This window comes from Enterococcus sp. AZ109 (assembly GCF_051714625.1).
Classification (GTDB): Bacteria; Bacillota; Bacilli; order Lactobacillales; family Enterococcaceae; genus Enterococcus_A.
In genome coordinates this window covers 487,590-512,746 of sequence record NZ_JBIOSF010000002.1, presented here as the reverse complement: position 1 = coordinate 512,746, position 25,157 = coordinate 487,590, and the positions used below count along the sequence as shown (strand labels likewise).

The 25,157-nt window shown below is 42.8% G+C and carries 24 protein-coding genes and 2 riboswitches; of the genes, 23 read left to right on the top strand and 1 reads right to left on the bottom strand.

The window, feature by feature from the left end; translation table 11 throughout:
- The first annotated feature begins 3 nt into the window (after positions 1-3).
- The 4 genes from IGI42_RS19090 to IGI42_RS19075 all read left to right on the top strand — a co-directional run bounded on the left by IGI42_RS19090 (position 4) and on the right by IGI42_RS19075 (position 5,765).
- On the top strand, positions 4-1,719 hold the full coding sequence (locus tag IGI42_RS19090; protein WP_438717611.1) for a glycoside hydrolase family 13 protein: 1,716 nt from the start codon (positions 4-6) through the stop codon (positions 1,717-1,719).
- On the top strand, positions 1,712-3,586 hold the full coding sequence (locus tag IGI42_RS19085) for a glucose PTS transporter subunit IIA (protein ID WP_438717610.1): 1,875 nt from the start codon (positions 1,712-1,714) through the stop codon (positions 3,584-3,586). The genes IGI42_RS19090 and IGI42_RS19085 overlap by 8 nt, the downstream gene beginning before the upstream one ends.
- 200 nt (positions 3,587-3,786) lie before the next feature.
- Positions 3,787-5,472, top strand: coding sequence for a daptomycin-sensing surface protein LiaX (gene liaX, locus IGI42_RS19080; protein ID WP_438717609.1), 1,686 nt, complete (start codon positions 3,787-3,789; stop codon positions 5,470-5,472).
- Between the two features lie 125 nt (positions 5,473-5,597).
- Positions 5,598-5,765 (top strand): hypothetical protein, encoded by a 168-nt coding sequence (locus tag IGI42_RS19075; RefSeq protein WP_438717607.1) that lies wholly within the window; start codon positions 5,598-5,600, stop codon positions 5,763-5,765.
- A gap of 2 nt (positions 5,766-5,767) precedes the next feature.
- On the opposite strand, the gene IGI42_RS19070 is transcribed toward IGI42_RS19075, so the two are convergent.
- On the bottom strand, positions 5,768-7,267 hold the full coding sequence (locus IGI42_RS19070) for an amino acid permease (RefSeq protein ID WP_438717606.1): 1,500 nt from the start codon (positions 7,265-7,267) through the stop codon (positions 5,768-5,770).
- Between the two features lie 232 nt (positions 7,268-7,499).
- Positions 7,500-7,680: riboswitch (cobalamin riboswitch) on the top strand.
- A 229-nt stretch (positions 7,681-7,909) separates the two neighbouring features.
- Between IGI42_RS19070 and nikB the strand changes: the two genes are divergently transcribed.
- From nikB to cobK, 19 genes are all read left to right on the top strand, one after another.
- On the top strand, positions 7,910-8,908 hold the full coding sequence (gene nikB / locus IGI42_RS19065; protein WP_438717605.1) for a nickel ABC transporter permease: 999 nt from the start codon (positions 7,910-7,912) through the stop codon (positions 8,906-8,908).
- Positions 8,880-9,698 (top strand): nickel transporter permease, encoded by an 819-nt coding sequence (nikC, locus tag IGI42_RS19060; protein ID WP_438717604.1) that lies wholly within the window; start codon positions 8,880-8,882, stop codon positions 9,696-9,698. Before nikB ends, nikC begins: the two co-directional genes overlap by 29 nt.
- Positions 9,699-9,717: 19 nt before the next feature.
- Positions 9,718-11,283, top strand: a complete 1,566-nt coding sequence (locus tag IGI42_RS19055; protein WP_438717603.1) for an ABC transporter substrate-binding protein — start codon at positions 9,718-9,720, stop codon at positions 11,281-11,283.
- Between the two features lie 6 nt (positions 11,284-11,289).
- Positions 11,290-12,075, top strand: a complete 786-nt coding sequence (locus tag IGI42_RS19050) for an ABC transporter ATP-binding protein (protein ID WP_438717602.1) — start codon at positions 11,290-11,292, stop codon at positions 12,073-12,075.
- Positions 12,068-12,874, top strand: a complete 807-nt coding sequence (locus IGI42_RS19045; RefSeq protein WP_438717601.1) for an ABC transporter ATP-binding protein — start codon at positions 12,068-12,070, stop codon at positions 12,872-12,874. The genes IGI42_RS19050 and IGI42_RS19045 overlap by 8 nt, the downstream gene beginning before the upstream one ends.
- A gap of 15 nt (positions 12,875-12,889) precedes the next feature.
- Entirely contained in the window at positions 12,890-13,822 is a 933-nt protein-coding gene (locus IGI42_RS19040) for a M14 family metallopeptidase (RefSeq protein WP_438717600.1), read from the top strand.
- A gap of 91 nt (positions 13,823-13,913) precedes the next feature.
- A riboswitch (cobalamin riboswitch) is annotated at positions 13,914-14,087 on the top strand.
- Between the two features lie 115 nt (positions 14,088-14,202).
- Positions 14,203-14,700: an ECF transporter S component gene (locus IGI42_RS19035; RefSeq protein WP_438717599.1), complete on the top strand. Its 498-nt coding sequence runs from the start codon at positions 14,203-14,205 to the stop codon at positions 14,698-14,700.
- An 18-nt stretch (positions 14,701-14,718) separates the two neighbouring features.
- Positions 14,719-15,786 carry a threonine-phosphate decarboxylase CobD gene (gene cobD, locus IGI42_RS19030; protein ID WP_438717598.1) on the top strand — a complete coding sequence of 356 codons (1,068 nt, stop codon included), beginning with the start codon at positions 14,719-14,721 and terminating at the stop codon, positions 15,784-15,786.
- A complete protein-coding gene (locus IGI42_RS19025; protein WP_438717596.1) occupies positions 15,783-16,652 on the top strand; it encodes a GHMP family kinase ATP-binding protein in 870 nt (289 codons plus the stop codon). Before cobD ends, IGI42_RS19025 begins: the two co-directional genes overlap by 4 nt.
- Complete coding sequence (locus tag IGI42_RS19020) at positions 16,649-18,004, top strand: cobyrinate a,c-diamide synthase (RefSeq protein ID WP_438717595.1); 1,356 nt, start codon at positions 16,649-16,651, stop codon at positions 18,002-18,004. Before IGI42_RS19025 ends, IGI42_RS19020 begins: the two co-directional genes overlap by 4 nt.
- Positions 18,001-18,948 carry an adenosylcobinamide-phosphate synthase CbiB gene (gene cbiB / locus IGI42_RS19015; protein WP_438717594.1) on the top strand — a complete coding sequence of 316 codons (948 nt, stop codon included), beginning with the start codon at positions 18,001-18,003 and terminating at the stop codon, positions 18,946-18,948. Before IGI42_RS19020 ends, cbiB begins: the two co-directional genes overlap by 4 nt.
- Positions 18,949-18,963: 15 nt before the next feature.
- Complete coding sequence (locus IGI42_RS19010; RefSeq protein ID WP_438717593.1) at positions 18,964-19,614, top strand: cobalt-precorrin-8 methylmutase; 651 nt, start codon at positions 18,964-18,966, stop codon at positions 19,612-19,614.
- A complete protein-coding gene (cbiD, locus tag IGI42_RS19005; RefSeq protein ID WP_438717592.1) occupies positions 19,614-20,735 on the top strand; it encodes a cobalt-precorrin-5B (C(1))-methyltransferase CbiD in 1,122 nt (373 codons plus the stop codon). The genes IGI42_RS19010 and cbiD overlap by 1 nt, the downstream gene beginning before the upstream one ends.
- Positions 20,732-21,343, top strand: a complete 612-nt coding sequence (locus IGI42_RS19000) for a cobalt-precorrin-7 (C(5))-methyltransferase (RefSeq protein WP_438717591.1) — start codon at positions 20,732-20,734, stop codon at positions 21,341-21,343. Before cbiD ends, IGI42_RS19000 begins: the two co-directional genes overlap by 4 nt.
- Positions 21,333-21,887 carry a decarboxylating cobalt-precorrin-6B (C(15))-methyltransferase gene (locus IGI42_RS18995; protein ID WP_438717589.1) on the top strand — a complete coding sequence of 185 codons (555 nt, stop codon included), beginning with the start codon at positions 21,333-21,335 and terminating at the stop codon, positions 21,885-21,887. The genes IGI42_RS19000 and IGI42_RS18995 overlap by 11 nt, the downstream gene beginning before the upstream one ends.
- 2 nt (positions 21,888-21,889) lie before the next feature.
- On the top strand, positions 21,890-22,657 hold the full coding sequence (locus IGI42_RS18990; RefSeq protein WP_438717588.1) for a cobalt-precorrin-4 methyltransferase: 768 nt from the start codon (positions 21,890-21,892) through the stop codon (positions 22,655-22,657).
- The gene (locus tag IGI42_RS18985; RefSeq protein WP_438717587.1) at positions 22,650-23,684 is read left to right on the top strand and encodes a cobalt-precorrin 5A hydrolase; all 1,035 of its coding nucleotides are present in this window, start codon (positions 22,650-22,652) and stop codon (positions 23,682-23,684) included. The genes IGI42_RS18990 and IGI42_RS18985 overlap by 8 nt, the downstream gene beginning before the upstream one ends.
- Positions 23,684-24,409: a precorrin-3B C(17)-methyltransferase gene (gene cobJ / locus IGI42_RS18980; protein ID WP_438717586.1), complete on the top strand. Its 726-nt coding sequence runs from the start codon at positions 23,684-23,686 to the stop codon at positions 24,407-24,409. Before IGI42_RS18985 ends, cobJ begins: the two co-directional genes overlap by 1 nt.
- Complete coding sequence (gene cobK / locus IGI42_RS18975; protein WP_438717585.1) at positions 24,406-25,155, top strand: precorrin-6A reductase; 750 nt, start codon at positions 24,406-24,408, stop codon at positions 25,153-25,155. Before cobJ ends, cobK begins: the two co-directional genes overlap by 4 nt.
- Positions 25,156-25,157: the final 2 nt, after the last annotated feature.

Sequence of the window (25,157 nt, the reverse complement as noted above, 5' to 3'; positions counted from 1 at the left end):
AAAATGGAAACAATGACAAAAGAAAAAATGATTTTCGGGCAGCAGCCAGTCGACTGGAAAGAAGAGGTGGTCTACCAAATCTATCCGAAAAGCTTTTATGACAGCAACGACGACGGCATCGGTGACATCAAAGGAATCACTACTAAGCTAGATTATCTAGCTAAGCTGGGTGTCACCATGCTATGGATTTGCCCGATTTTCACTTCACCAATGGTCGATAATGGGTATGACATCGCTGATTATCAAGGGATTCAACCAGAATTTGGTACGATGGAAGATTTGGAAGAATTAATTACCACAGCGAAAGAAATGGGCATGAAAATCATGTTAGACTTAGTTGTAAATCATTCTTCTGATGAGCACAAGTGGTTCCAACAAGCTTTAGCAGATCCTCAAAGTCCCTATCGCGATTACTATATTTTCAAAAAGGGTCAAGCGGGCAATCCACCCAACAACTGGCGCTCGATTTTTGGCGGGAGTGTCTGGGAACCAGTGGCAAATGAAGCTGACACGTATTATTTTCATACATTTGATAAAAAACAGCCAGACCTAAACTGGGAAAATCCTGTCCTGCGTCAAGAAATCTATCAGATGATTAACTGGTGGCTGGAAAAAGGGATTGCTGGATTTCGAATCGACTCGATTACCTTCATTAAGAAGGACCAAGATTATGGAGATGTGACGCCTGATGGCTCGGATGGGTTAGGAAGTGTGAAGCTTAAAACAAGAAATCGTCCAGGGATTGAAAAATTCCTAGCAGAACTGAATCAAGAAACCTTCCGTAAGCACGATTGTGTCAGTGTAGGAGAAGCGCCAGGCGTTCCTTATGAACAATTTGATCAGTACATTGGACCTGAGGGCTATTTTAACATGATTTTCGACTTTCATTATGCGGATATCGATGTGGAAAATGGCAGTGAGTGGTTCCGCCAAACCGATTGGCAGCCGCAGAATTTAAATGAACTAATTGTAAAAAGTCAAGAAGCTATTCAAGCCAACGGTTGGGGTGCCAACTTTTTAGAAAATCATGACCAACCGCGTTCTTTATCAAAATACATCACCGATGAGAAGTATCAAAATGCTGTGGGTGCTAAAGCACTGGGTACGCTGTTTTTCTTCTTACGCGGCACGCCATTTATCTATCAAGGTCAGGAAATCGGCATGAAGAATTTCCAGCGAACCGCCCTAGCTGATTTCAACGATGTATCCAGTATCGATAATTACCATCGTTCGATTCAAGAAGGGTTTACGAAAAAACAGGCACTAGGCTTTGTCAATCAGCGTTCTCGCGACAATACCCGTACGCCGTTTCAATGGGATACTTCGGCGACAGCTGGTTTTAGTCAAACAGCTGAAGCTTGGATGAAATTGGTGGGTGATCAACAGGAGGTTAATGCCGCTGATCAAGTCGATCAGGAAGACTCTGTTTTCCATTATTATCAACAGATGATCCAGCTGAGAAATCATTCATCCTATCGTGACACGCTAATTTATGGACAATTTCAATCATTGAAGACTAATCCGGCAATTATCGCTTATGAACGGATTGGGCAAGAACGAATCCAAATTATCGTCAACTTAAGCAATCAGCCGCAATACTTTAATGGTGCAGGCGAATTATTGTTAAGTAATTATCCCGAAACGCTAGCATCTGGCGATCAATGGCAGCTGCAAGCTTACCAAGCCTTGGTTTTAAGAAAGGAAGATCATCATGAGTAAACAACCCAATTATCAAGAAATCGCACAAAAAATCGTAGCAGTAGTAGGAGAAGACAACATTGCTTCTGCTACTCACTGCGCCACTCGGCTGCGTCTGCAGGTTAAAGATCGCAAAGCCATCGATGACAGTCAAGTCGAGCTAATCGATCAGGTTAAAGGAGTTTTTTACAATGCTGGACAATACCAAATCATCCTTGGCACTGGTGTTGTGAACAAAGTCTACGCTGCTTTGCAAGATTCTTACTCTTTTGAGAACGTTTCGAAAGCAGATATGGCCAAAGCGGATTCTTCGCCTTTACAGCGAGCAGTTCGAAATATTGCAGATATTTTCGTGCCGATTATTCCGATTTTAGGTGCTACGGGTCTCTTCTTAGGCTTGAAAGGGGTACTGTTTAACGAAACGGTTTTAGGAGTGATGGGTTTAGTTCCTGAATCTGTACCAGAATGGTTGAATGCTTGCGTGACTGTCCTAACTGATACGGCCTTTGGTTTTCTAACCGCTTTTATCTGCTGGTCGGCTTTTAAAAAAATCGGCGGACTGCCAATTATCGGTTTCTTAATTGGTCTGATGTTGGTTTCACCAGCACTGCCTAATGCTTATGCAGTCGCCGGCGGAACTGCCGAACCAATCATGGCATTTGGCATGATTCCACTTGTTGGTTATCAAGGGTCAATCCTGACTGCATTAATTACGGGAATGATTGGTGCAGCGTTAGAGAAAAAATTACGTAAAGTGATGCCCAACTCAATGGATTTGATTTTTACTCCTTTTGTAGTAATTCTCGTTTCTGTCTTCATTGCCTTGTTCATTTTAGGTCCAATTGTTCACGGGTTTGAAGCCCAAGCAGTTAAAGTAATTGAAATGTTTCTACACTTGCCACTTGGAATTGGTGGTCTAATCATCGGTTTCTTATATCCGATTGCCGTAATGACGGGGATGCATCACATGTTTATCATGATCGAAACATCGTTGATTGCAACTACCGGTTTTAACCCATTGATTACAGTTTGTGCGATGTATGGCTTTGCGAATGCGGCAGTTTGTCTGGCAATTGCGCTGCGAACGAAAAGTTCATCCATCAAAACAGCAGGTATTTCGGCAACAATTACTCAAATGCTAGGCGTCAGCGAACCGGCACTATTTGGGGTTGTGATGCGAACTGGTATGAAAGCGATAGGTGTAATGCTGGCTAGTTCAGCCATTGGTGGAATGGTATTATCATTATTAGGAATTCAAGCCAACAGCTATGGCTTAGCCGTTTTATTATCACCGTTAATGTATATTTACAGCCCTTATCAAGTAATCACTTATGTATCTGTCGGCGTTGCCACCTTCGCATTGGCATTTGTTTTGACCAATCTATTTGTGATCAAAAAGGCAAAAGACGAAGGGGTACCAGAAACGAAACAAGTGAATCAAATAACCACAGTCGGAAAAGTTTGTGCACCTATCGAAGGGGAGATAATCCCGATTACGGAGGTCAACGATCCAGTATTCGCAAGTAAAATGATGGGTGAAGGTTTTGCGGTTCTGCCTGCGAAGGGTGAAATCTCAGCACCGGTCTCCGGCGTTGTCAAAATGATTGCTCCAACCAAGCATGCACTTGGCATTGTTAGTGAAGATGGGCTAGAGCTGCTGATCCATTTAGGGATTGATACTGTAGAGCTTCATGGCAAACCTTTTAGTTGGTCAATCAAAGAAGGCGAAATGGTTCAACAAGGACAAGTCATTGGGAACATGGATTTGGCGATGTTAGCCAAAAAAGGCAAAGATTCTTCCGTGATGGTGATCATTACCGATTCCCGTGCCACCATCGCCAGTTTACAGTTTGATGAAGATTCAGTTCTGCCGATTTTAGAGAGTTAAGAAGATATCCTTACGATTCAGAGTAAGTTCTGGCGTCGTAGGGATTTTTTAACTGGTTACCGATGTTCGGTCTTACAAACTAGTCATACAAAAACAACGCAAATCCTAGCAAAAAATCCTCCTTTTGACCTATGAAAAAAGTAAAAATATGCGGCATAATAGAAGCATGGAGAAATACAGTCTAATAAGGAGGCATTATCATGGCCCTACGTAAAGAAATTTTAGAGGCAATCAAAGATGGAACCATCACACCTGAAGAAGGCTTACACTTGCTAGAAGAAATCGAACTAGCTGAAGAAATAAATCCTGAAGATAACTCGAAATCGGTAAAGGTACCAGAATCAAAACTAGAAAAAGAACATGAAACGGATCTCGTGAAGGAGTCGGAGACTGAAGCAATAGAAGAACTAGAAAGTAAACCCGATCAGAAACAAGAGCAAGTACAAAAAAGTGAACCAGAAAAATCAGTAGAAGAAGAGAAACCACAAAAAGAAGCACCCCGTGATTCCGTCGCCAGTTTGATCGATGAATGGGAAATGAATGATCACCAGGAACCGGTTTTAGAGCCTATCCAGCAGCCAAAAAAAGCAGATACGCGCTCTGAACAACAAAAAAAACAAGAAAATGATTCGTTGACTAAAATGAATGAACTAGATCAGCAAATTGATCCTCTAGCAGAGGAGCTAAAAGAAAAGAAGGAACTCTTCAGAAATTTGAACCTAGAAGTAGAATTAGAAATTATTTCTGAAGAAAATCTCATGTTATATGACCAGACCAGAATTGAAATCGCTGATCTGGAAGCAAAAATTAATCAACTAAAACGTCAAAAAGAATCTGTTGAAAAAGATTTTTATTCCATTCCGGTTTGGCAAACAGAACCCCTTAATTACGAAGAAAAAGTAGAAGATTCATGGGATTTCGAGGAAGAGACGACAGATCAATCAGCGAACGAAAGCGGCACTTTCAACAGCCGCATCAATCAGCTTGTCAATCGTACCTTAAAGTCAGTTGCTGACACTGTGGATGGTAAGTGGAGCGATGTTAAGATACCAAGCTTTGGTTCGGTGGGCAACACCAAGTTTGAACATCAGTTTACCTTTAGAGAAAAAGGGATTACTGATTTAGATATCAAACTAGCAAATGGGACTGTCATTTTAGAACCATGGTCAAGATCAGACATCTACGTGGAGGCAGAGATTGAGCTCCATGGAAAAATGTATGGGGAAGATCCTCTGGACGCATTTATGGAACGTAGCCACATTGAGTGTAACGAAGATCAATTGTTTTTCCATGTCCATAATAAGCGTGTAAGTGCGGAGTTGACGTTTTATTTACCAGAACATCTTTACGACCATGTAAAGATTCGATTGCTGAACGGTCATTTAAGTGTGAAAGGGCTTGTTGTTAAAGATATCTTCGTTAAGTCTACCAAGGGCGCACTGCTATTTAAAAATATTAATGCCGGAGTGCTGGAGATTCAAGGAACCGATAATGAAATTGACATTCTAAATGGGACAATCATTGATTCTATCATTGAAACCGTTAGTGGTTCAATTGTTTCAAAGGCAGACGTAACTAATTTTGATGCTTCATTAGTTAACGGACAAATCAAGTTATCCGTAGGCAATAGCGACCTCAAAAAAATTAAGGCCAACTCGGTGAATGGGACAATTAAGATTTCGTTACCAACAACGATTGGGTTAGAAGGAATTGTCAAAACTAGCCTTGGAGAAATTAATTATCGTTTGTCCGATTTCCAAACAGTTAGAGAAAGAAGAGACAGGAAACAGCGTCTCTTTCATTTCCGCCGATCGATGGGATCAGCCGCTCAAATCGATATATCTTCAAAAACCGGTACTATTTTCCTAAAAGACTTCGATCGCTAGCAACAGAAAAATTAAAATGGCCCAATGACTAAGAAGAAATTCTTCGTGTCATTGAGCCATTTTTAGTCTGTTTAGTCATACTTCTTTAGTATATAATAGAAGAAAACTTTCTAGGAGGAATACTAATGCCGACTACAGAACTTGGCAATATGGTCATTATCATCGGGTCCCTATTGTTTCTATTATTCCCGATTTTTATAGTATTATTAAACTATTTTGTGGTGAAAAGAGCGGTCGTAAAAGGCATGCAAAAATACCACCGCATGATAGAAACTCAAGAAGAAGACGAGTAAACTTATTTTTCCTGCTGAGAATGCTGAGCTGCTTTATGCTCTAAGCGCAAGTACACATGGTGAGCAAACAAGCCAAAAGCCAGTGGTCCTAGTAACAGCGTAGAGAAGTTCAAGTAATTCCCCAACTTCAGCGGTTCGTAAATTTGAAAAGCAATCGCGATAAAGATGCAGGCACAGACGCTAAAAGACAATAAGTAATTAATCCCTCGGCTCTTAATAATCATGGAGTCTTGAGCAATCACCTTTTTCTTAATGAAGAATGGAAAACTGGCAGCAACAATAAAATAAGGAATAGCTCGAGAAACATTCGTCATAAAGGTCAGCTGGTTGAAGAGTTCTGCTAATAGGGAGTTGCTGACTGAAAGTAGAACAATTGCTCCTGAAAGAGCAATCGCCTGCAGCCACAAGGCTCTTTCAGGCATCTGGTTTTTGTTTAGTACTGAAAACTTCGACCAAAGTTCGCTAGGCGTGCCGTGAATCAAACTTTTCAACGGCCCATAGCTGATGGAGCATAGTAAACCTAAATAAGCCACGCCCATCGCCAGTGCGGTGTAACGAATAAATATCTGTCTTAAAAAAACACTTTGAGTGGCATTTAAGGCAAAACTATTCGCCAAGGAACGAGCGAGACTATCCATCAATCCGTACATCAAGTTTCCCAAGTGCAGGGATTGAATTTGTCGCAGTGATTCAATGTCGTTGGCAGCACTCCACAGAACAATTCCTGACACATATAATAACAAAATAATAAAGGAACTAACAATCACAGCCTGGGGGAATTGTTTCCGGCTGTTTTTTGTTTTGTCAGCAATACTGGCAATCGTATCTAATCCGCCAAAAGCGGTAATTGAAAAGATAAAAAAAGGCAATTGTGAAAGCAATCGAGTGCTAGACTCTTTGAAAAAACTAGTTACGTTAAAACTATTAGCTAGATTGGTCATCACTTGCTCTGGATTAGTTAAGATCAATAACAAATTGCCAGAGATTGACAGTATTAGTAACCCCACCATGGTGTAGCCACTAATCTTCAAGCAATAAAAAATTGCTTGAAAGCCGCGGTTGTTGATCCAGGTAATCCCAAAAACGGCTAAAATCGAAAAGATCGCCAGCCATAACTGGGGCGGCAGATTCAGCCAATTGATCGTACCAGTCAAATCTTTGCCAAAAAAGAAAATGGACAAGGGGATCATGACTTTCATAAATAAACTGATCATCCAAATAAAATAACTGCAATACCATAAAAATACCGTGATAAAAGCCGCTTTAGGCGACAATGAATCCTTCAACCAGTCGTAAATCGATCCAGGTCGATGGGCGTATTTTTTGGTGTACTGGGCGACGATTAGTGCATAGGGTACAAAATAACAAGCAGCACTTATTAAAAACCAAATCAAAGATTGACTGCCTAGCATAAAAAACGCCGTAACCATGCTGGAGAAGGAAAACACTGTGGTGGTAATAATTAATATTAAATTCGGCAGAGATGTATCTTTGTTTCCCACTAGTTTCTACCTCGTTCTCTTTTTTCTACTATATTATGGACTTCTTTCGGTAATTACAAGGCGATTTCTCAAAAATAGTGGTTAAAAAATGATAAATAGCAAAAATTTGAAAAGGGAACGATTGATATATCAATGCTTGTTGGGGGTGGGGGGCATAAATAACAATATTTTGCCGAGTTTTTCATCGTTTTTATGAAATTTTGGCTAAACTGCTAAACAGCAATAGGTTTTGTCCAACTCATGCATTACAATTTAAATAATAAAAACGCATTCAATAGAGGGAATGAGGTGAGAATCCTCAGCAGCCCCTTTCTACTGTATAAGCAGACGAAATCAATGATTGCCACTTTACGGGAAGGCATGAGAGTAGGACGAAGCGAAGTCAGGATACCTTGATTGAATGCAAGTGAAAGAATGGATTGGGAAATTCTTGATACTTCAGACAAGCAGTGTATTCATCGCTACCTTTTTTGTAGTACAGCAAACCCTAATTCATTTGAATTAGGGTTTTTTTACGTAAGTAACTAGGAGAGATGTTTTGAACGCGTGTCAAAAATATCGTTCATGTTTTTATGTCTGGCTTCACAAACAAGCTGTGGATGTTTGCGAAGCCATTCTTGAATTAGAAATGGGGAAGAGAAAATGACGATTCAAAAAAGCAATCATCGCATCATTCAATTAATCATCGTCTTATTCGGTATTAGTTTTTTAACCTTTCTGCTGGTTTATTTATCACCAGGAGATCCGGCGGAAATTATGCTGACGGAATGCGGGCACATTCCGACACCGGAATTACTGGCTCAGGCTAGACATGATCTAGGCTTGGATCGACCATTCTTGACGCAGTATGGCAGCTGGTTGAAGGGTGTGGTCACCGGCGATATGGGGATGAGCTATTCTTTTAAAATGCCAGTTTTCCAAAAACTGATCCAGTGCCTGTTGCCGACGCTAGCTTTAGCGCTCTTGTCATTGGGGATCATGCTAGTGGTTTCCTTGCCTTTAGGGTTTTTATCGGCGGTCTTCCACAACAAATGGCTGGATTATGCAATTCGCAGTTTTTCCTTTATCGGGATTTCCGTACCCAGCTTTTGGATCGGCTTGGTCTTACTGCGGATTTTCGGAGTAAATTTAGGTTGGGTCTCAGTGTCAGGAGGCAGTGCCGATCTGCGGTCAATTATCTTGCCGGCGGTGACTTTAGCTTTGGCGATGTCGGCAAAATACACCCGTCAGGTACGCATCACTGTATTAGAAGAGTTGAATAAAGAATACGTTACCGGAGCTCGGATGCGGGGTATTCCCGAAAGAAAAATCCTACTGCAACATGTAATGCCAAATGTGTTGCTGCCGCTGGTGACCATTTTAGGCTTGTCCTTTGGCAGCCTGCTGGGCGGAACGGCTGTAGTAGAAATTATTTACAATTGGCCGGGTTTAGGTAACATGGCCGTTCGTGCAATTGCCTGTCGCGATTTTCCGTTAATTCAGGGCTACGTATTGATGATTTCGTTGTTCTACATGTTGATAAACATCTTAGTGGACCTGTCCTATCCATTAATTGATCCACGACTAAAAAGGGATAAGAAAATGAAAATTAAACCAAGAGAGGTGAAAAAAGATGAAAGTTACGTCATTGAAAAAGAATAAGCAATTAATCCTCTCTTTGATTCTGCTGGCTCTGATCGTGTTTGTCGCTATCTTTGCCGAACAGCTTGCACCTTACGATCCGTTGGATGCTGACATGAATCGTTCCTTAAGTGCGCCGGATAGCCTGAATCGTTTCGGCACCGATCGCTTAGGACGGGATATTTTGTCGCGAGTGATTTTCGGTACTCGATCTTCACTAGGTTCCACAATTATTATGGTAGGAATTATTTTCGTTTTAGGAACCTTTTTAGGCATCGTCGCCGGATTTTTCGGCGGTTGGGTGGACCAACTCATCATGCGCCTGGCTGACATGATGATTTCCTTCCCAGGTCTGGTTTTGGCGATTGCCATTGCAGGTGTCTTAGGGCCGAATTTAACCAATGCCGTGATTGCCATCACCTGTGTTAGCTGGACGAAATATGCTCGATTGGCTCGCAGTTTGGTTCTGCGAGTCAATCAAAGCCTTTTTATGGAAGCCGCCTTAGTGACGGGAACTGCCAACAGTCGGTTGATGTCCCATTATATTTTACCGAATATTTTTCCGCCAATGCTGGTGACAGCCATGACGGATATGGGGACTTTAATGTTGGAAATTGCGGCTTTGTCCTTCTTGGGCTTTGGAGCACAGGCACCGAATCCAGAGTGGGGACTGATGCTAAATGAAGGCCGCACCTATTTGGCAACTGCGCCATGGCTGATGATTTATCCGGGCCTAGCGATCGTAATTGTGGTGGTAACCTTTAATCTTTTAGGAGATAGCGTCGGTGATTTACTGGATACACATCAATAAAAAATGAGGGGGAAATAAAATGAAGAACTGGCTAGGACGAGGAATCAAACTGGCTTTATTGGTATTAACGGTGGGAAGCTTAACCGGCTGTGGCGGCGATGAGGATGCAGCGTCACCAGAAGGCAAGGATTTAACGATTGGGGTAACCAGCTTCGCCGATACCTTAGAGCCCACCGAGCAATATTTCGGCTGGGTGGTGACCCGCTATGGCGTAGGCGAAACGTTGGTCAAATTTGATGAAGAAGGAAAAATTGTCCCATCCTTAGCGGAAGAATGGGATGTGAGCGACGATAATTTGACTTGGAACTTTAAAATCCGACCTGAGGTAAAATTTTCCAACGGCACCGAGTTGACACCGGAAATTGTCAAAGCTTCGCTGGAACGTTCCTTTGAATTAAATCCACGCTCGGAAACCTTTTTCAAACTGGATTCTATCACGGTGAATGGTGATACTGTTTCAATTAAAACCGCAGTGTCTTCTGCGGTGGTTCCCGGCAGTTTGGCTGATCCGCTGTTCTTGATCGTAGATACTACAGCTGATACCTCTAAGTTTGCCAGCGACGGCCCTATTTGTACCGGCCCTTACGCAGTGGAAAGCTTCAACCCAACCGTCGACTGTATACTGGTGAAAAACGAGAATTATTGGGACGGCGAAGTGCCATTGGAAAGAGTGACCATGAAATGTATCGATGACCAAGCAATTCGTTCGATGGCACTACAAAATGGTGAAATTCAAGTCGCTTACAATTTGAAAACTGAGAATGCCAAAGAATTCGAGGGAAATCCGGAAATTAAACAGCAGGAGCTGGATTCCTTGCGCTCTACTTATGCATTCATGAATCAAAATGGTCCATTAAAGGATTTGAAGCTACGCCAAGCGATGATTCGTAGCTTGGATCGGGAAACTTATGCTGAAAAATTACTTCAAGGCGGTGCTACCCCAGGGAAAGCGCCAATTCCACCAACATTAGATTTTGGTTTTGATGAATTGGTGGATGAGAATTATTTTGATCCAGAAAGCGCCAAGGAATTATTAGCTGAAGCTGGTTACGAAGACAAGGACGATGACGGATTTGTGGAACAACCTAATGGTGACCCATTGGACTTAGAATTTGTCATTTATACCAGTCGCGAAGAGTTGAACGTTTATGCTCAAGCGGCCCAAGCGAATCTGAAGGATGTCGGCATTAAGGTAACCTTGAATACCGTTAGCTATGAAACAGCGATGGATCTACGAGATTCAGGCAGTTTTGATATGTTGATCTGGAATGTATTAGTGGCCAATACCGGCGATCCAGAGAATTACTTGCGAGACAACTGGCACAGCGAGTCGCCGACGAATGTCAATGACTACAACAATCCGAAAGTGGACGAACTGATCGACCAATTAACGACTACCTTTGATGAAAATGAGCGCCGAGATTTAGACATCGAAATTCAACAACTGATTATGGACGATGCAGCAACCATGTTCTTTGGGTACGAAACCACTTATCTGTTCCATACCGATCAAGTGAAGGGGATCCAGTTGTATCCGATTGACTATTATTGGCTGACTAAAGACGTCACATTTGAGCGAGAGTGAAAAATTATGCTGAAAATTGAAAATTTATCGGTGGGCTATGAAGGCAACCAGCATCCCAGCGTTCGAGGCTTTCATTTAGCCATGAAAAAAGGCGAAATTGTCGGGATCGTGGGGGAAAGCGGCAGTGGAAAATCAACCGTGTTGAAAACGGTGCTAGGGGCTTTGCCTAAAACTACGAAAATAACCGGCACAATCGATCTGCAGGGGGATTCCTTGCTAGATCAAAGTCCGGCTCAGTGGCAAAAAATGCGGGGCACCAAGCTGTCGCTGATTTTTCAAGACAGCAGCTCGGCGTTAAACCCCATTCGTAAAATCGGTAGCCAATTTGAAGAATACATCCAGCAGCATTCCACACTTGACAGCAGTTCCGCCCGTCAGAAAGCGGAAGAAATGCTGATCAAGATGCAGCTGCCGGATGCCAAAAGTATTATGGGCAGCTACCCTCATCAGTTAAGCGGGGGCATGTGCCAGCGGGTGGGTATCGCCATGGCTATGACCTTTAATCCTGAATTATTATTAGCAGACGAACCCACCAGCGCTTTAGATGTAGTGACCCAGCAACAAATTGTAGAAGAGCTTTTGCTCCTGCGCAAGAGTTATCATACCTCAATTTTGCTAGTGACTCACAACTTGGCGATGGCGGCTTATGTGTCTGATCAACTGATAGTAATGGAAAAAGGAGTGGTGGTGGATTGCGGCACTGTACTAGAAGTCATCGAATCACCAAAAAGTGACTATACCAAACGGTTGTTAGCCGCAGTACCAGAATTAGGAGGTGGGCTACATGTCTGAGGTTATTTTAGAGGTTCAGCATTTAACCAAAGAATTTACTTTGCCTAATAAAGAAATTCTGACCGCCTGCGACGGCATCTCCTTTACTATGGAAAAAGGTGAAACCATCGGGATCGTCGGCGAAAGTGGCTCGGGAAAATCTACTTTAGTCAAAATGCTGATGCTGATGGAACCGCCTACCCAAGGAGAAATTATCTATCGTGGAAAGAATATTTTAACCTATAGCAAGCGAGCTATTTGGCAATTACGTCCTCAGATTCAGATGGTATTTCAAGCACCAATGGCTTCGATCAACCCGAAAATGAAAGTGATCGATGTGGTAACAGAACCTTTGTTTAATTACAAGCAATTAAACAAAAAAGACAAACGCGCTAAAGCGATTGAGCTATTGGCGATGGTGGAAATGACTGAAGAATATTTAGATCGTTACGCCCATAATTTAAGCGGTGGTCAATGTCAGCGGGTCAGTATTGCTCGGGCTTTAGCCCTAAAGCCAGAACTGCTGATTTGTGATGAAGCCACCTCAGCCTTAGACGTTTCAGTACAAAAAAGTATTGTAGATTTACTGGTTAGGCTGCAAGAAAGGACTAATATGAGCATGCTGTTTATCAGCCACGATTTGGCCTTGGTTCAGTCTTTTGCCCACAAAATTCTAGTGATGCAAAAAGGCGTTGTGGTGGATCGGTTAAGCAGCAGCGAGACCTTCAGCACTTCAAAAGTAGCCTACACCCAGGACTTGTTGAACTCGGTGTATTCGTTGGCGAAGGTCAGACAGCAGCTGAAACCAACAACGACGTAAAAATAGGAGGCAGACGTGAAAGAGAGATTAACTAAGCAAAAAGCTCAAACAGTTGAGCGCTTTTTCTATCCGGTAGCCGGTACCGATCTGGAGTTGCCAGTGGTTACCGTCAAAGGTCAGCAGCCAGGAGCCACGCTACTAATAACTGCCGGAATTCACGGAGGAGAATACCCCGGAATTGAGGCCGCTAAACGACTAAGCCAAGAGATTAATCCCAATGATCTCAAAGGAAATCTAATCATCTTGCCATGTGTCAGTCAACAAGCCTTCTATCAGCGAATTGCGTTTGTCAATCCGACAGATGGTAAAAATTTGAATCGTTGTTTTCCTGGAACTGCAACTGGTACCGAAACTGAAAAGATCGCTTATACTTTGGGAAAAAAATTTTTCCCATTAGCAGATTTCTATTTGGATTTTCACAGTGGCGATTTACCGGAGCCTTTGGACCATTTTGCGTTTATTCCTAGCGTGGCCTCTCCAGAAATGATTCAAAAAGAACAGGAAGTGCTCCAGTATTTAGATCTTCCCTTTGGAATCCCTTCGCACAGTCAAGGGGGTGCTAGTAGCTGTGCTTGTGTAAAGGGAGTTCCGTCCTTGTTGATTGAACGAGGCGGCTTCGGCGAGCGACTACCGGCAGCGATCGCTGGCTTTATGGACGATGCTAATCAACTATTGCGTTTTTTACAGATTCTAGATGAGCCGTTGAGAACAGCGAACCCATTGGTATTGAAAGAAACTATCCATTATCTGTCAAGTCCGCAAACGGGTCTGTGGTATCCGGCTTTGAAGCTGGGTGAAAAGGTAGAAGTCGGACAATCCCTTGGAGTAATCGAAGATATTTTCGGCAAGGTGTTGTGGGAAGGTTTTGCCCGACAAGAAGGTGAAGTTTTGTACCAAGTAGTCAGCTTGCCAATTACAGCTGGCGAACACTTAATCGCCTACGGATAGTAAAAAAAGTAAATAGTAATATTTTGCCCTCTTCTATTTCAAACTAACAGAATGTAGCTAATTTCACGACAGGAGCGCGAGGAGGGAACATGTTTGTTATAATAAAGGCAATCGAATAAATAATAATGGTTCAAGGGAATGAGGTGAGAATCCTCAACAGCCCCTTTCTACTGTAAGCGCTGACGAAATCAAAACTGCCACTTTACGGGAAGGCATGAGAGTAGGATGAAGCAAAGTCAGGATACCTTGAATTAGTTATTAGAAAATAATTGGATTGGGAAGATTATTTGCTGATTGTTTGCACAAGTAGATAGGCAAAAAACACGGCGATACCTTCTTTTCAGGTAGCGCCGTGTTTATTTTTTTAAGGAGGGGACAAAATGAATTATTCAACAAAAAGATTAACCACATTGGCAATTCTGTTAGCACTGTGTGTGATTGGCGCGAACATCAAGATTTTAGGCTCGATTGCTTTGGACTCATTTCCAGCATTTATTGGCGCAATTGTGTTAGGACCTGCGGCGGGGGCTTTTTTAGGGTTCTTTGGCCACATGATCTCAGCACTGCTATCAGGTTTTCCTAATTCATTGCCGATTCACCTGATTATTGCAGTCATCATGGCGCTGTGTATGTTCTTTTACAGTTGGACTCGCAGAAAACTTGCTAAGAATAAACTGGCAGCCTCGGCAGTTTCAATGGTGGTGGCGTATATCATCAATGTACCATTGGACATCGTGTTGCTGTACCCTTTGATGGGACCTGGGATTTTCGTTCTTTTTGTGCCATTAACTATAGCAACGGTCGTGAATTTAGGATTATCTGAGATTGTCATTCTGGGTATTCCTAGTAAGTATAAAGAATTTGTTTCAGCTAAATAAATGAAATGGGGTGTTGATATGGCAGCCAAGCACGGAGGAAATATTCAAGAAATCGCTGAAATTCATCAACTAGACCCTCAACAGCTAATTGATTTTAGTGCCAATATCAATCCATTAGGTATTCCCGTTGGCGTAAGAAACGTTCTACAATCAGGAATCGATCAGCTCGTTCATTATCCTGATCTACGTTATCGGGCATTAAAAGAAGCGATTGCTAAATTTCATGATATTAGCCCGCAGCAGGTTTATGCTGGTAACGGCGCTGCAGAAGCGATCTTCATGTTAGGAAGGGTACTGCCAGTCAGTCGTTTGCTGCTGCTGGCACCGACCTTTGTTGAATATGAAGAGGCTTTTAATCAGCAGAATACAGAATTTTGCTATTTCAATTTGGAAAATTATGACTTTCAATGGGAGATAGCAGATTTAATCCAAACGGCCAAACAGCAGCAGGTAACAGGAATTTGCTTGTGTAATCCCAATAATCCGACTGGTCAATGCGTAAAACAAGAGGAGCTCTGGCAGCTGTTAACTTTCTGTCAGACCAATCAACTCACACTGATTGTAGACGAAGCCTTTATGGATTTTTCCCCAGAGGATCAATCTTTAGTTTCAGCCATCAATCAATACTCGCAATTATTCATTTTTCGCTCACTGACGAAAATGTTTGCCATTCCGGGTCTGCGCTTAGGCTATTTGTTAACTAGTAATCAGAAAATATTGCAAGAGTTAGAAAATCAAACCGTTCCTTGGCACATCAATACGTTTGCTGATCTAGCGGGACAGCAAGCCTTGAAGGAGCGACAGTTTATCAAGGAAAGTCAACAATACATCAAAAAAGAACGTACCTTTTTAGCTGAACAGATGACAAAATTCGCACCGATAATCCACTGTTACCCTAGTGAAACCAACTATATTTTCTTTCGTTATAGTGGAACCGGCTGTCTGCAGAACCAGTTGCTTGAAAAAAACATTTTGATCCGTAATTGTGACAGCTTTAAAGGCTTGAGCCAACGATATTATCGAATTGCCGTCAAGTCACGTTTAGAAAATGAAGGATTACTAGCGGCGTTGGAGGAGATTTTATGAGACAGGTGATGGCAACTTGTCCAGGCTCTTGCGGTGAATTGCTGCAGGGGTGGGTAGGTGATTCTCAAAAGCTGGTCAGCTATGGGATTGACAGCTTTTCTCGAATAACCGTCAGTACTGGAAGATGGGATCGACTGCTGCCGAAAAAAATACAAGCAGCTGCGAAAAAAACAGTCCAACATCTTGAAGTTTCAGAAAAAGCATTGGAAAAGTTAATGATCACGGTAGATTCAGACTTACCGATTGCTAAAGGAATGTCCAGTAGTACTGCCGATATCGCTGCTACTTGCCAGGCTGTGGCTGCTTATTTTAATAAAACTATTTCACGAGAAGAAATCTTGGCAATTTGTTTAGGCATCGAGCGTACCGACAGTATTCTCTTTCCTTCGCTAACACTATTTGAGCAGCAAACAGGAAGTAGCAGGGCGGTTAGCGGCTGGTGCCCTCAATTTTATGTCATCGTGTTAGAGCCAGAGCAGGAGGTTTTGACTGAAGAATGTCATTCGCCGCAAGTCGAACATCTTGTTTATCAACAACGTCAGCGGTTTCATCAAGTATATTGCCAGTACTTAGAAGCCGTTGAAGAGCGAAGTCTACAAAAATTGGGAAAAACAGCTTTGCTCAGTGCTCGCTTGAATCAGGAAATTTTACCGAAGCCTTATTTTAATGAACTAGTAAAGCTTAGTAAGCAGTTTGACTTGTTAGGTGTGAATGTGGCTCACAGCGGTTCTGTTGTGGGGTTACTGGTAGAAGAGAAACAACAAATTCCCAGGATTCTATCAGCCATCCAGCATTCGGCACTTAGCTGTTGGTATACCAGAATAAAGGTACATAAAAGCTATTATCAAGGAGTGCAGTTGGCATGAAAAAAGTAATGATTGCAGCCGCTTCTAGCGGTTCTGGGAAAACGACGATAACTTTAGGCTTGATGAAGCTTTTGCAAGAGCAAGGCTATCGGGTTCAACCGTATAAAGTGGGGCCTGATTATGTCGATACAGAATATCATACCCGCATTACCGGCACCCCTTCGCGGAATTTGGACATGTTTTTAATCAACGACCAAGACCGTTTACGCTATTTATTTGAAAAGGAAGCTGGAAAAGCCGATATCTGTGTGATTGAAGGAGTGATGGGGTTATTTGACGGTTTAGGCAGTGACAAGGACTGCTGTTCCAGTTCTGGGGTAGCAAAGCTTTTGGATTGCCCAGTAATTTTAGTGGTAAATGGCCAGTCAGCTTCTACTTCGATGGCTGCTTTAGTTAAGGGCTTTGCTGAATTTGATCCCGATCTAAAGATTTGCGGCGTGATTATCAACAAAGTTGCTTCAGAAACGCATTATCAACTGATTAAAGCGGCAATTGAGCGTTATACTATAGTGCCTGTTTTCGGCTATTTAAAAAGAAATCAAGGTGTCGAACTGCCCTCTCGTCAGTTAGGTTTAATTCCTGATCGTGAAATCGCTGACGTATTGACTAGGATTGATCAAGCAGCATATGCCTTGAAGGAAACTGTAAATTTATCTGGCATGTTGGCTAGTTTACCCGATGAAACAATCAAATTTACAGCAAAAAGCTATCCGCAATACAAGGATTTGACGGTAGCTTATGCTTTAGATGAGGCTTTTCATTTTTATTACCAAGACAATCTGGAATTATTAGCAGACTATGGGGTAAAACTAATCAGTTTTAGTCCGCTCAACGATCAGGAATTGCCAGCTGCCGATTTGTATTATTTTGGCGGCGGTTATCCTGAAGAATTTGCTGAGGGGCTTGCTAAAAATACGGCGATGCGAAGTGCCATCAAGGCTAAGCACAAACAAGGGGCCTACATTTTAGCCGAGTGTGGCGGACTAATGTATCTCGGAACTGCTTTGCGCTATCAAGAACAAGAATACCCGATGGTTGGCATTTTCGCTGGGATCAGTGAAATGACCGATCGATTACGTCGTTTTGGTTATTGCTATGGGGAAATGACAGAGGACAATTTGATTGGCAAAAAAGGAACAGTGGTCACGGGTCACGAGTTTCACCATTCTCAGTTTGCAAGTGCTGAACCGACTGTCATGAAAATGAACAAACAGCGAGATGGCGAAGTCGTTAAAACGTGGCAGGGTGGCTATCAAAAGAAAAACACCTTTGCCAGTTACTTGCATCTGCATTTCTATCAGCGAGAAGAATTTTTGACCGATTTACTGGAGCAAGTGAGGGCTAGCCTATGATTATTGCTGCTTTTTTATTGGATTTGTTGCTGGGAGATCCTTATCATTGGCCACATCCGATCAAACTGATCGGTAACTTTATTGCCTGGTTCCAAGAAGCCTTTACTCAAGGGAAAACAGAAGCACAGAAATATCGCTGGGGTGTTGTTTTGTGGCTAGTGACAGTACTTGGAACTGGGGTAGTAACCTATACCTTGCTTCTCTTGACCTTTTGGCTACATCCATGGATCGGAACGATTTGTTACGTTTACCTCGCCTACACCACCTTAGCTACTAAAAGCTTAGCGTTGGAAGGAAGAAAAGTCTATCAAATGCTGAAATTTGATAGTGTTACCAATGCTCGCAAGCAGGTAGCAATGATCGTCGGGCGAGATACTGAAGAATTAACTGAAGAGGAAATCACCAAAGCAACCGTGGAGACGATCGCCGAAAATACGAGTGACGGAGTGGTTGCTCCGCTTTTGTGCTTGTTTCTTGGTGGCCCAGTGTTAGCAATGATGTACAAAGCATTGAACACGCTGGATTCGATGGTGGGGTATGTGACACCAAAATATCAAGCAATCGGCTGGTTTTCGGCGAAAATGGACGACCTATGGAACTTTATTCCTGCTCGTCTTACTTGGCTGTTTCTATTGGGCGCTGCAAAAGTGCTTGGTTTGAACAGCCAAAATGCTTGGCAAGTTGGTCGAAAGGACTGCCGCAATCATAAAAGTCCTAATAGTGGCTTTCCAGAGGCGATTGTAGCCGGGGCACTAGGAATTCAGCTGGGCGGTACCCATCAGTATCACGGAATTGAGATTTATAAGCCGACGATCGGAGTCGCTCTTCGCTCGGCTCAGCAAGAAGATATTTTACGAACCAATCGGTTGTTATATGTGGCTGGGGCTTTGAGCCTAGTCAGTTTCAGTATTATTTCCTTTATTGTCCAACACTATATCTTGTGAAAAGAGGTAATTTTTGTGGAATACATAAAAAATCCCCAAAAAATTGAAACAGAAAGCTTTGAAATAATTCAAGGGATTATTGATCGTGACTTTCCAGCGTATCACTTCTCCTCACCTAAAGTGGAGAAGATCATCAAACGAGTGATCCATACAAGTGCTGACTTTGATTATTTGCAAAATCTAACCTTCACTCACGATGTAGTGGCTGCGTTAGAACAGTTTTTGCTGGCAGGAGAAGGAACGATTTTTACCGACACGACAATGGCAATTAGCGGTATCAATAAACGGGTGTTGGATCGTCTAGGGATTGGCTACAAGTGCTATATTGCTGATCCTGATGTGGCAAAACAAGCCAAAGCCAAAGGAATCACTCGTTCGATGGCCGGCATCGAATATGCCGCAACTTTAGAAGGACCGAAAGTATTTGTAATCGGCAATGCACCGACAGCGATTTTCAAGATTTTGGAGATGGTGGAGGCAGGGGCTTTGCAGCCTACCGCAGTGGTTGGTGTACCAGTCGGTTTCGTGGGAGCAGCCGAATCGAAAGAAGCGTTGTATCATAGCGAGTTACCAGCAATTGTGGCCCGAGGTCGTAAAGGTGGTAGTAATGTCGCTGCGGCAATTATCAATGCGTTGCTGTATCAAGTGGCAGAAAGGGACAACTAATGGAGGAATTTGTTTTCTATAATGGAAAGAAATTGCGCAAAGGTTATACTACTGGTTCTTGTGCGGCAGCAGCAGCTACGGCAGCAGCGTTGTATCTGTTTCGAGGACAGCCCTTGGAAGATGTTCAAATTAAACTGCCAAATGAAGCAATGCTAACAATTCCAATTGCTGGCTTAGAATTGCAAACAGATCGCTGTATAGCCTATGTAGAAAAAGATGGCGGTGATGACGCCGATGCCACTGATGGCATGCTGATTGGTGTAGAAATCAGGTGTAACAATACCTCAGAAATTAAAATTGATGGTGGAGAAGGCATCGGTCGAGTTACCGAAGTTGGGTTACAAATACCAGTTGGTGAAGCTGCAATAAATCCGGTGCCCCGCCAAATGATTACCGAATCAGTTCGTCAGGTTATCGGCTCTGAGAAGGGAGCTCTGGTAACCGTTTTTGCCCCTACAGGTGCGGAAATTGCCAAGCAAACCATGAATAGTCGCTTAGGAATCATTGGCGGGATCTCGATACTTGGTACCTCTGGAATTGTCACGCCGATGTCCGAGGAAGGCTGGAAGCAAGCAATTTCAGTCGAGTTGGCGATGAAAAAACAACAGGGCTATAAAAAAATTATCTTGTGTCCGGGCAATTACGGCGAAGATTTTGCTGTAAAGGAGCTTCAGTTAAAAGCTGATCAAATTGTCTCTATGAGTAATTTCGTCGGCTATGTTTTAAAAGAAGTTCAGCGCTTAGCTTTTGACGAAGTACTTATGGTAGGTCATCTAGGCAAGCTAATTAAAGTTTCAGCGGGCATTTTCTCCACTCACAGCAAGGATGCCGATGCACGGACCGAAATTTTGATCGCCAATTTGGCACTTTTGGGAATGCCCGTCAATCAGTTGCAAGAAATTCAGGCCTGTAACACTACCGAAGCGGCAGGAGAAATCATTGCTAACTACGGCTACGAAGAAGTCTATCAAATGATTGCTGACAAAATAAAAAAACGTTCACAGGATTTACTAAAATATCGCAAGCCAGAAACACAGATTGAGGTAGTGATCTTTTCGTCTCAACGAGGTTACTTGGCTTCAACACAACCCTTAGCTCAAATTATGGAGGAATGGCAATGATTACCGTGGTAGGAATTGGCCCAGGCGGAACTAGCAAGTATTTATTTGATCAAGCCAAACACGTGATCAGCGAGGCTGATTGGATTATCGGCAGCTCTCGGCAGCTAGCCATTATTCCCGTCGAAAAACAAGCGGTAGGTCTTCTGCTTCCTAAAAAGCTAACGGAATTAGAAACACTTTTGAAGGAAAAGCTGTCAGATTCAGTCGTCGTCTTAGCCTCTGGTGATCCGTTAACTTACGGTATTGGTAAATGGTTAAGCCAACGTTTTACGTCGGAACAATTAACCATTTTACCGGGTATTAGCTCGATTCATTATTTATTTAATCAGCTAAAGATGCCAATGGAAGATTGCTTTATCACCAGTAGTCATGGCAAAGTACCGAATTTCGATTTGATTTTCCGGTTGCCCAAAGTGGCGTTGGTGACTGATAAACAAATCGGTCCTTATCAGTTAGCCCAAGCTGCGATAGAACGTGATCAACAAGCCAGCTTTTTCATCGGTGAAAACTTAAGCTATCCTGACGAACGTATTCGCCAATTTGCAGCTGAAGATGTACCTGATGAAGACTATCAAATGAATGTAGTGGTGATTGTAAATGAAAGATAGCAGTTTTATTCGCGGCGCAGTGCCCATGACTAAAGAAGAAATTCGTTCGGTCAGCTTAGCAAAATTGCAGCTGCGATCAGCTCAAAATTTTTTAGATGTAGGCACGGGCACAGGAAGTATTGCCATCGAAGCTGCCTACACCTATCCTCAGCTTGAGGTAACTACTTTGGATAGTAATCCAGATGCTTTGGAACTGTTAAAACAAAATCAAGCGAAATTTGAGCTGAGCAATGTTAAGGGTATTTTAGCGAAAGCACCAGTAGTGCTAGATCAACAATTTGATGCCATTTTTATTGGCGGAAGCGGTGGGAATCTAACCGATATTTTAGAATGGAGCTTTAGGCTGTTAACAGATAAGGGTCGACTCGTTTTGAATTTTATCTTATTAGAAAATGCGTTGGCAGCGATCCAATGGTTGGAGGAGCAAGAATATTTCTTCCAGGCAGTCCAGCTACAGGTGGGACAATATACTAAGCTGGGTAAGGGGCATTACTACAAGCCGCAAAATCCAGTCATTATTATTGAAACAGGAAAAGGGGAATAACGATGGCAAAGGTTCATTTTGTAGGTGCGGGTCCTGGTGATCCCGAGCTGATTACATTAAAAGGTTACCAACTGCTGCAAACTGCGGGTACAGTGATTTATGCCGGCTCTTTGGTTAATCCAGAGTTACTGAATTATTGTTCAAAGGAATGTGAAATTTTTAATAGTGCCACCATGAATTTAACGGAAATTATTGATGAAATGGAACGAGGCGTTCAAGTCGGCAAAGAAGTCGTGCGTCTTCAAACGGGGGATTTTTCGATTTACGGCTCGATTCGTGAGCAAGTAGAAGAATTGAAGAAGCGGGAAATTGAGTTTACCTGCACACCGGGAGTCAGTTCCTTTTTGGGAGCCGCTTCTAGCTTAGGGGTGGAGTACACTGTACCTGAAGTTTCTCAAAGCGTGATCATTACTCGGATGGCAGGTCGTACACCCGTGCCAACCAAAGAGAGTTTGCGCTCGCTTGCGCAACATCAGACCTCAATGGTGATTTTTCTTTCTGTTCAAGGAATTAAGGAAGTAGTCCGTGAATTATTAGCAGGAGGCTATCAGCCGGAAACACCAGCAGCAGTAGTCTACAAGGCAACTTGGCCAGAAGAGAAAAAAATCGTCAGTACGCTGGAAAAGATTGCGGACGAAATTACTGCGGCAAATATTACAAAAACAGCATTGATTATGGTGGGGGACTTTTTGGGGGACGAATTTTATTATTCCAAGCTGTACGATGCGAGTTTTCCCCATGAATATCGGGATGCTAAACAAGATGACTAAGATCGCACTTATAGCGGTGACTGCTACAGGTATTCGTCTAGCTCAAAAATTACAGACTAGCTGGCAAACAGAGCTGCCGATTTTTGTGCCAAAAAGTAAAATGGCAGCGGGGTTATCTATTATCCCTACTGGAAATTTCAAACAAGGGATGCAACAGCTATTTAAACAGTACGAGGCACTGATTTGCATCATGGCAACGGGAATTGTGGTTCGCAGTATTGCCGAGGTGGTAAGCGACAAACGGCAGGACCCGGCAGTCATCGTACTAGATGAAAAAGGACAGCATGTTATCAGTCTGTTGTCAGGTCACGTTGGCGGCGGCAATCAGTTGGCACGAGAAATTGCCGAAATGATCAACGGGCAAGCAGTGATCACCACCGCAACAGATGTGCAGGATGTAACTGCCTTAGATCTGATCGCTCAGGAGATCGACGGCTGGTATCCCGACTTTAAAACAAATACAAAAAGAATTAATGCCTTGTTAGCTGATCATCAAAAAGTTGGCTTACTCCAACGAGAGCACTGGGTAAAGGATACACGAGGGTTAACTTTATTAGAAGAGAAGGATAATATCGCACCTTTTGCAGCGGTTTTGTTAGTTTCAGATCGCATGGAAGAGCTAACTAATGAAAAGGTGCTCCAAGTTGTTCCTAGACGGTATGTATTAGGGATCGGTGCCAGAAAAGGGGTACCTTTCGAAATAATAAAGGAAGAGTATTTAAACTTTTGTCAGCAGGAAAGGATTCATCCCCGTTCGATTAAAACAATCGTCAGCATTGATTTAAAAAAGGAAGAAACGGGGATCTGTCAATTAGCTGCTTGGTTAGAGGCTCCCTTTGAAACCTATTCGGCTGAAAAACTGGCGTCAGCAGCAAAAAAGTATCCTCAGTCAGCCTTTGTTAAGCAGACGACTGGGATTGGCAATGTCAGTTTGGCAGCCGCAGATTTAGCTAGCTATGGTCAAGTGATTAGCGAACGCTATGCCCAGCGTGGGGTAACCTTTGCACTAGGAAAGGACGGAAAATAATGTTGTATGTGGTTGGACTAGGACCAGGTGAAAAAGAGAAAATGTCGTTTGAAGCCCTTGAGTGCTTGAAGCAGGCAGAAATTATTGTGGGTTACACCACGTATATTCGGTTAATTAAAGAGCTGGTTGGTGAGAAGGAAATTGTCAGTACGGGTATGAAGCAGGAAATTGACCGTTGTAAAAAAGCCATTGAGTTAGCTCAGTCAGGCAAAGTTGTAGCAGTCGTTTCTAGTGGAGATGCTGGCGTTTACGGTATGGCTGGACTAATTTTAGAATTGGTCAGCAAGCTAGAAGAACCAATTGAAGTAAAGGTGATTCCAGGTATTACTGCCAGCATTGCTGGTGCTGCGTTATTAGGTGCACCTCTGATGAATGATTTTTGCCATATTAGCTTGAGTGATTTAATGACGCCATGGGAAATTATTGAAAAACGGCTACATGCAGCAGCCAGTGCTGATTTTGTGATTTGCCTGTATAATCCTCGCAGCAAAGGTCGACCAAAACATTTAGCAAAAGCACTGGAAATTATTCAGCAGTACAAACCGAGTGAGACGATTGTTGGTTTGGCTAAGGATGTTGGCCGTAAAAAAGAAATGGGGATTCTCACCACCATTCAAGACTTAGATGAAACGCTAGTAGATATGACTACTGTAGTACTAATTGGTAACAAGGAGACCTTCGTTTCAGAGGGACAAATGATTACTCCCCGCGGGTATCAGGTATGATTTTAGTTTTGGGGGGCACTTCTGATAGTCTAAAAATTGCGGAAGCTTTGAAACAGCAAGGACTGGACTTCTATCTGTCCGTTGTTTCTGATTATGGCGCAACGTTAGCTTCGGAGGTAGCTGTGCAAGTGGTACAAGGTCGGATGAATACTTCGGAGCTTTGCGCATTTATCAAAGAAAAACAAATCAACCAAGTGATCGATGCCACGCATCCTTTTGCAGTAGAGGTTTCTAAAAATACTATCGCAGCTTGTCAGCAGGAAGAGTGTGACTATGTACGCTACGAGCGTCCCTCTATAATGCCTGAAGGTGTCCAAAGGGTGCCGACAATAAAGGCCGCTTGCCAAGAAGCAATCCAGTACGAAGGAAAAATTTATTTAACAACCGGCAGCAAAACATTGGCGCGCTTTAGCGATTTTTTACCAAAGGAACGATTGCTGGTTCGGGTGCTCCCAACGGCTGAGGTGTTACAAATTTGCGAAGAGTTAGGGTTGCAGGCTGATCAAATTGAAGCTGTCAAAGGTCCTTTTTCTGAAGAAATGAATCTGGCGCTTTTAAGACATAACCAAGCGGGGGTCATGATTACTAAAGAAAGCGGACAAGCGGGCGGATTCATGGAAAAAGTCACCGCCTGTCGAAAATTGAACATCCCCTGCATTGTAATTGAGCGGGAAAAGCTGGAGTACCCCCAAATTGCGAACACAACAGAAGAAGTAGTCCAGTTAGCTTTAACAAAGAAGGAGTAAAA

Bases quoted from the DNA above. Each gene is read 5' to 3' on its own strand.
- nikC (WP_438717604.1), top strand. From the start codon at position 8,880: ATGAAAGTTACGTCATTGAAAAAGAATAAGCAATTAATCCTCTCTTTG.
- cobJ (WP_438717586.1), top strand. From the start codon at position 23,684: ATGTTGTATGTGGTTGGACTAGGACCAGGTGAAAAAGAGAAAATGTCG.
- liaX (WP_438717609.1), top strand. From the start codon at position 3,787: ATGGCCCTACGTAAAGAAATTTTAGAGGCAATCAAAGATGGAACCATC.
- cbiB (WP_438717594.1), top strand. From the start codon at position 18,001: ATGATTATTGCTGCTTTTTTATTGGATTTGTTGCTGGGAGATCCTTAT.
- cbiD (WP_438717592.1), top strand. From the start codon at position 19,614: ATGGAGGAATTTGTTTTCTATAATGGAAAGAAATTGCGCAAAGGTTAT.
- IGI42_RS19090 (WP_438717611.1), top strand. From the start codon at position 4: ATGGAAACAATGACAAAAGAAAAAATGATTTTCGGGCAGCAGCCAGTC.
- IGI42_RS19025 (WP_438717596.1), top strand. From the start codon at position 15,783: ATGAGACAGGTGATGGCAACTTGTCCAGGCTCTTGCGGTGAATTGCTG.
- cobD (WP_438717598.1), top strand. From the start codon at position 14,719: ATGGCAGCCAAGCACGGAGGAAATATTCAAGAAATCGCTGAAATTCAT.
- cobK (WP_438717585.1), top strand. From the start codon at position 24,406: ATGATTTTAGTTTTGGGGGGCACTTCTGATAGTCTAAAAATTGCGGAA.
- nikB (WP_438717605.1), top strand. From the start codon at position 7,910: ATGACGATTCAAAAAAGCAATCATCGCATCATTCAATTAATCATCGTC.
- IGI42_RS19055 (WP_438717603.1), top strand. From the start codon at position 9,718: ATGAAGAACTGGCTAGGACGAGGAATCAAACTGGCTTTATTGGTATTA.
- IGI42_RS19000 (WP_438717591.1), top strand. From the start codon at position 20,732: ATGATTACCGTGGTAGGAATTGGCCCAGGCGGAACTAGCAAGTATTTA.
- IGI42_RS18995 (WP_438717589.1), top strand. From the start codon at position 21,333: ATGAAAGATAGCAGTTTTATTCGCGGCGCAGTGCCCATGACTAAAGAA.
- IGI42_RS19050 (WP_438717602.1), top strand. From the start codon at position 11,290: ATGCTGAAAATTGAAAATTTATCGGTGGGCTATGAAGGCAACCAGCAT.
- IGI42_RS18990 (WP_438717588.1), top strand. From the start codon at position 21,890: ATGGCAAAGGTTCATTTTGTAGGTGCGGGTCCTGGTGATCCCGAGCTG.
- IGI42_RS19035 (WP_438717599.1), top strand. From the start codon at position 14,203: ATGAATTATTCAACAAAAAGATTAACCACATTGGCAATTCTGTTAGCA.
- IGI42_RS19020 (WP_438717595.1), top strand. From the start codon at position 16,649: ATGAAAAAAGTAATGATTGCAGCCGCTTCTAGCGGTTCTGGGAAAACG.
- IGI42_RS19085 (WP_438717610.1), top strand. From the start codon at position 1,712: ATGAGTAAACAACCCAATTATCAAGAAATCGCACAAAAAATCGTAGCA.
- IGI42_RS19045 (WP_438717601.1), top strand. From the start codon at position 12,068: ATGTCTGAGGTTATTTTAGAGGTTCAGCATTTAACCAAAGAATTTACT.
- IGI42_RS18985 (WP_438717587.1), top strand. From the start codon at position 22,650: ATGACTAAGATCGCACTTATAGCGGTGACTGCTACAGGTATTCGTCTA.
- IGI42_RS19075 (WP_438717607.1), top strand. From the start codon at position 5,598: ATGCCGACTACAGAACTTGGCAATATGGTCATTATCATCGGGTCCCTA.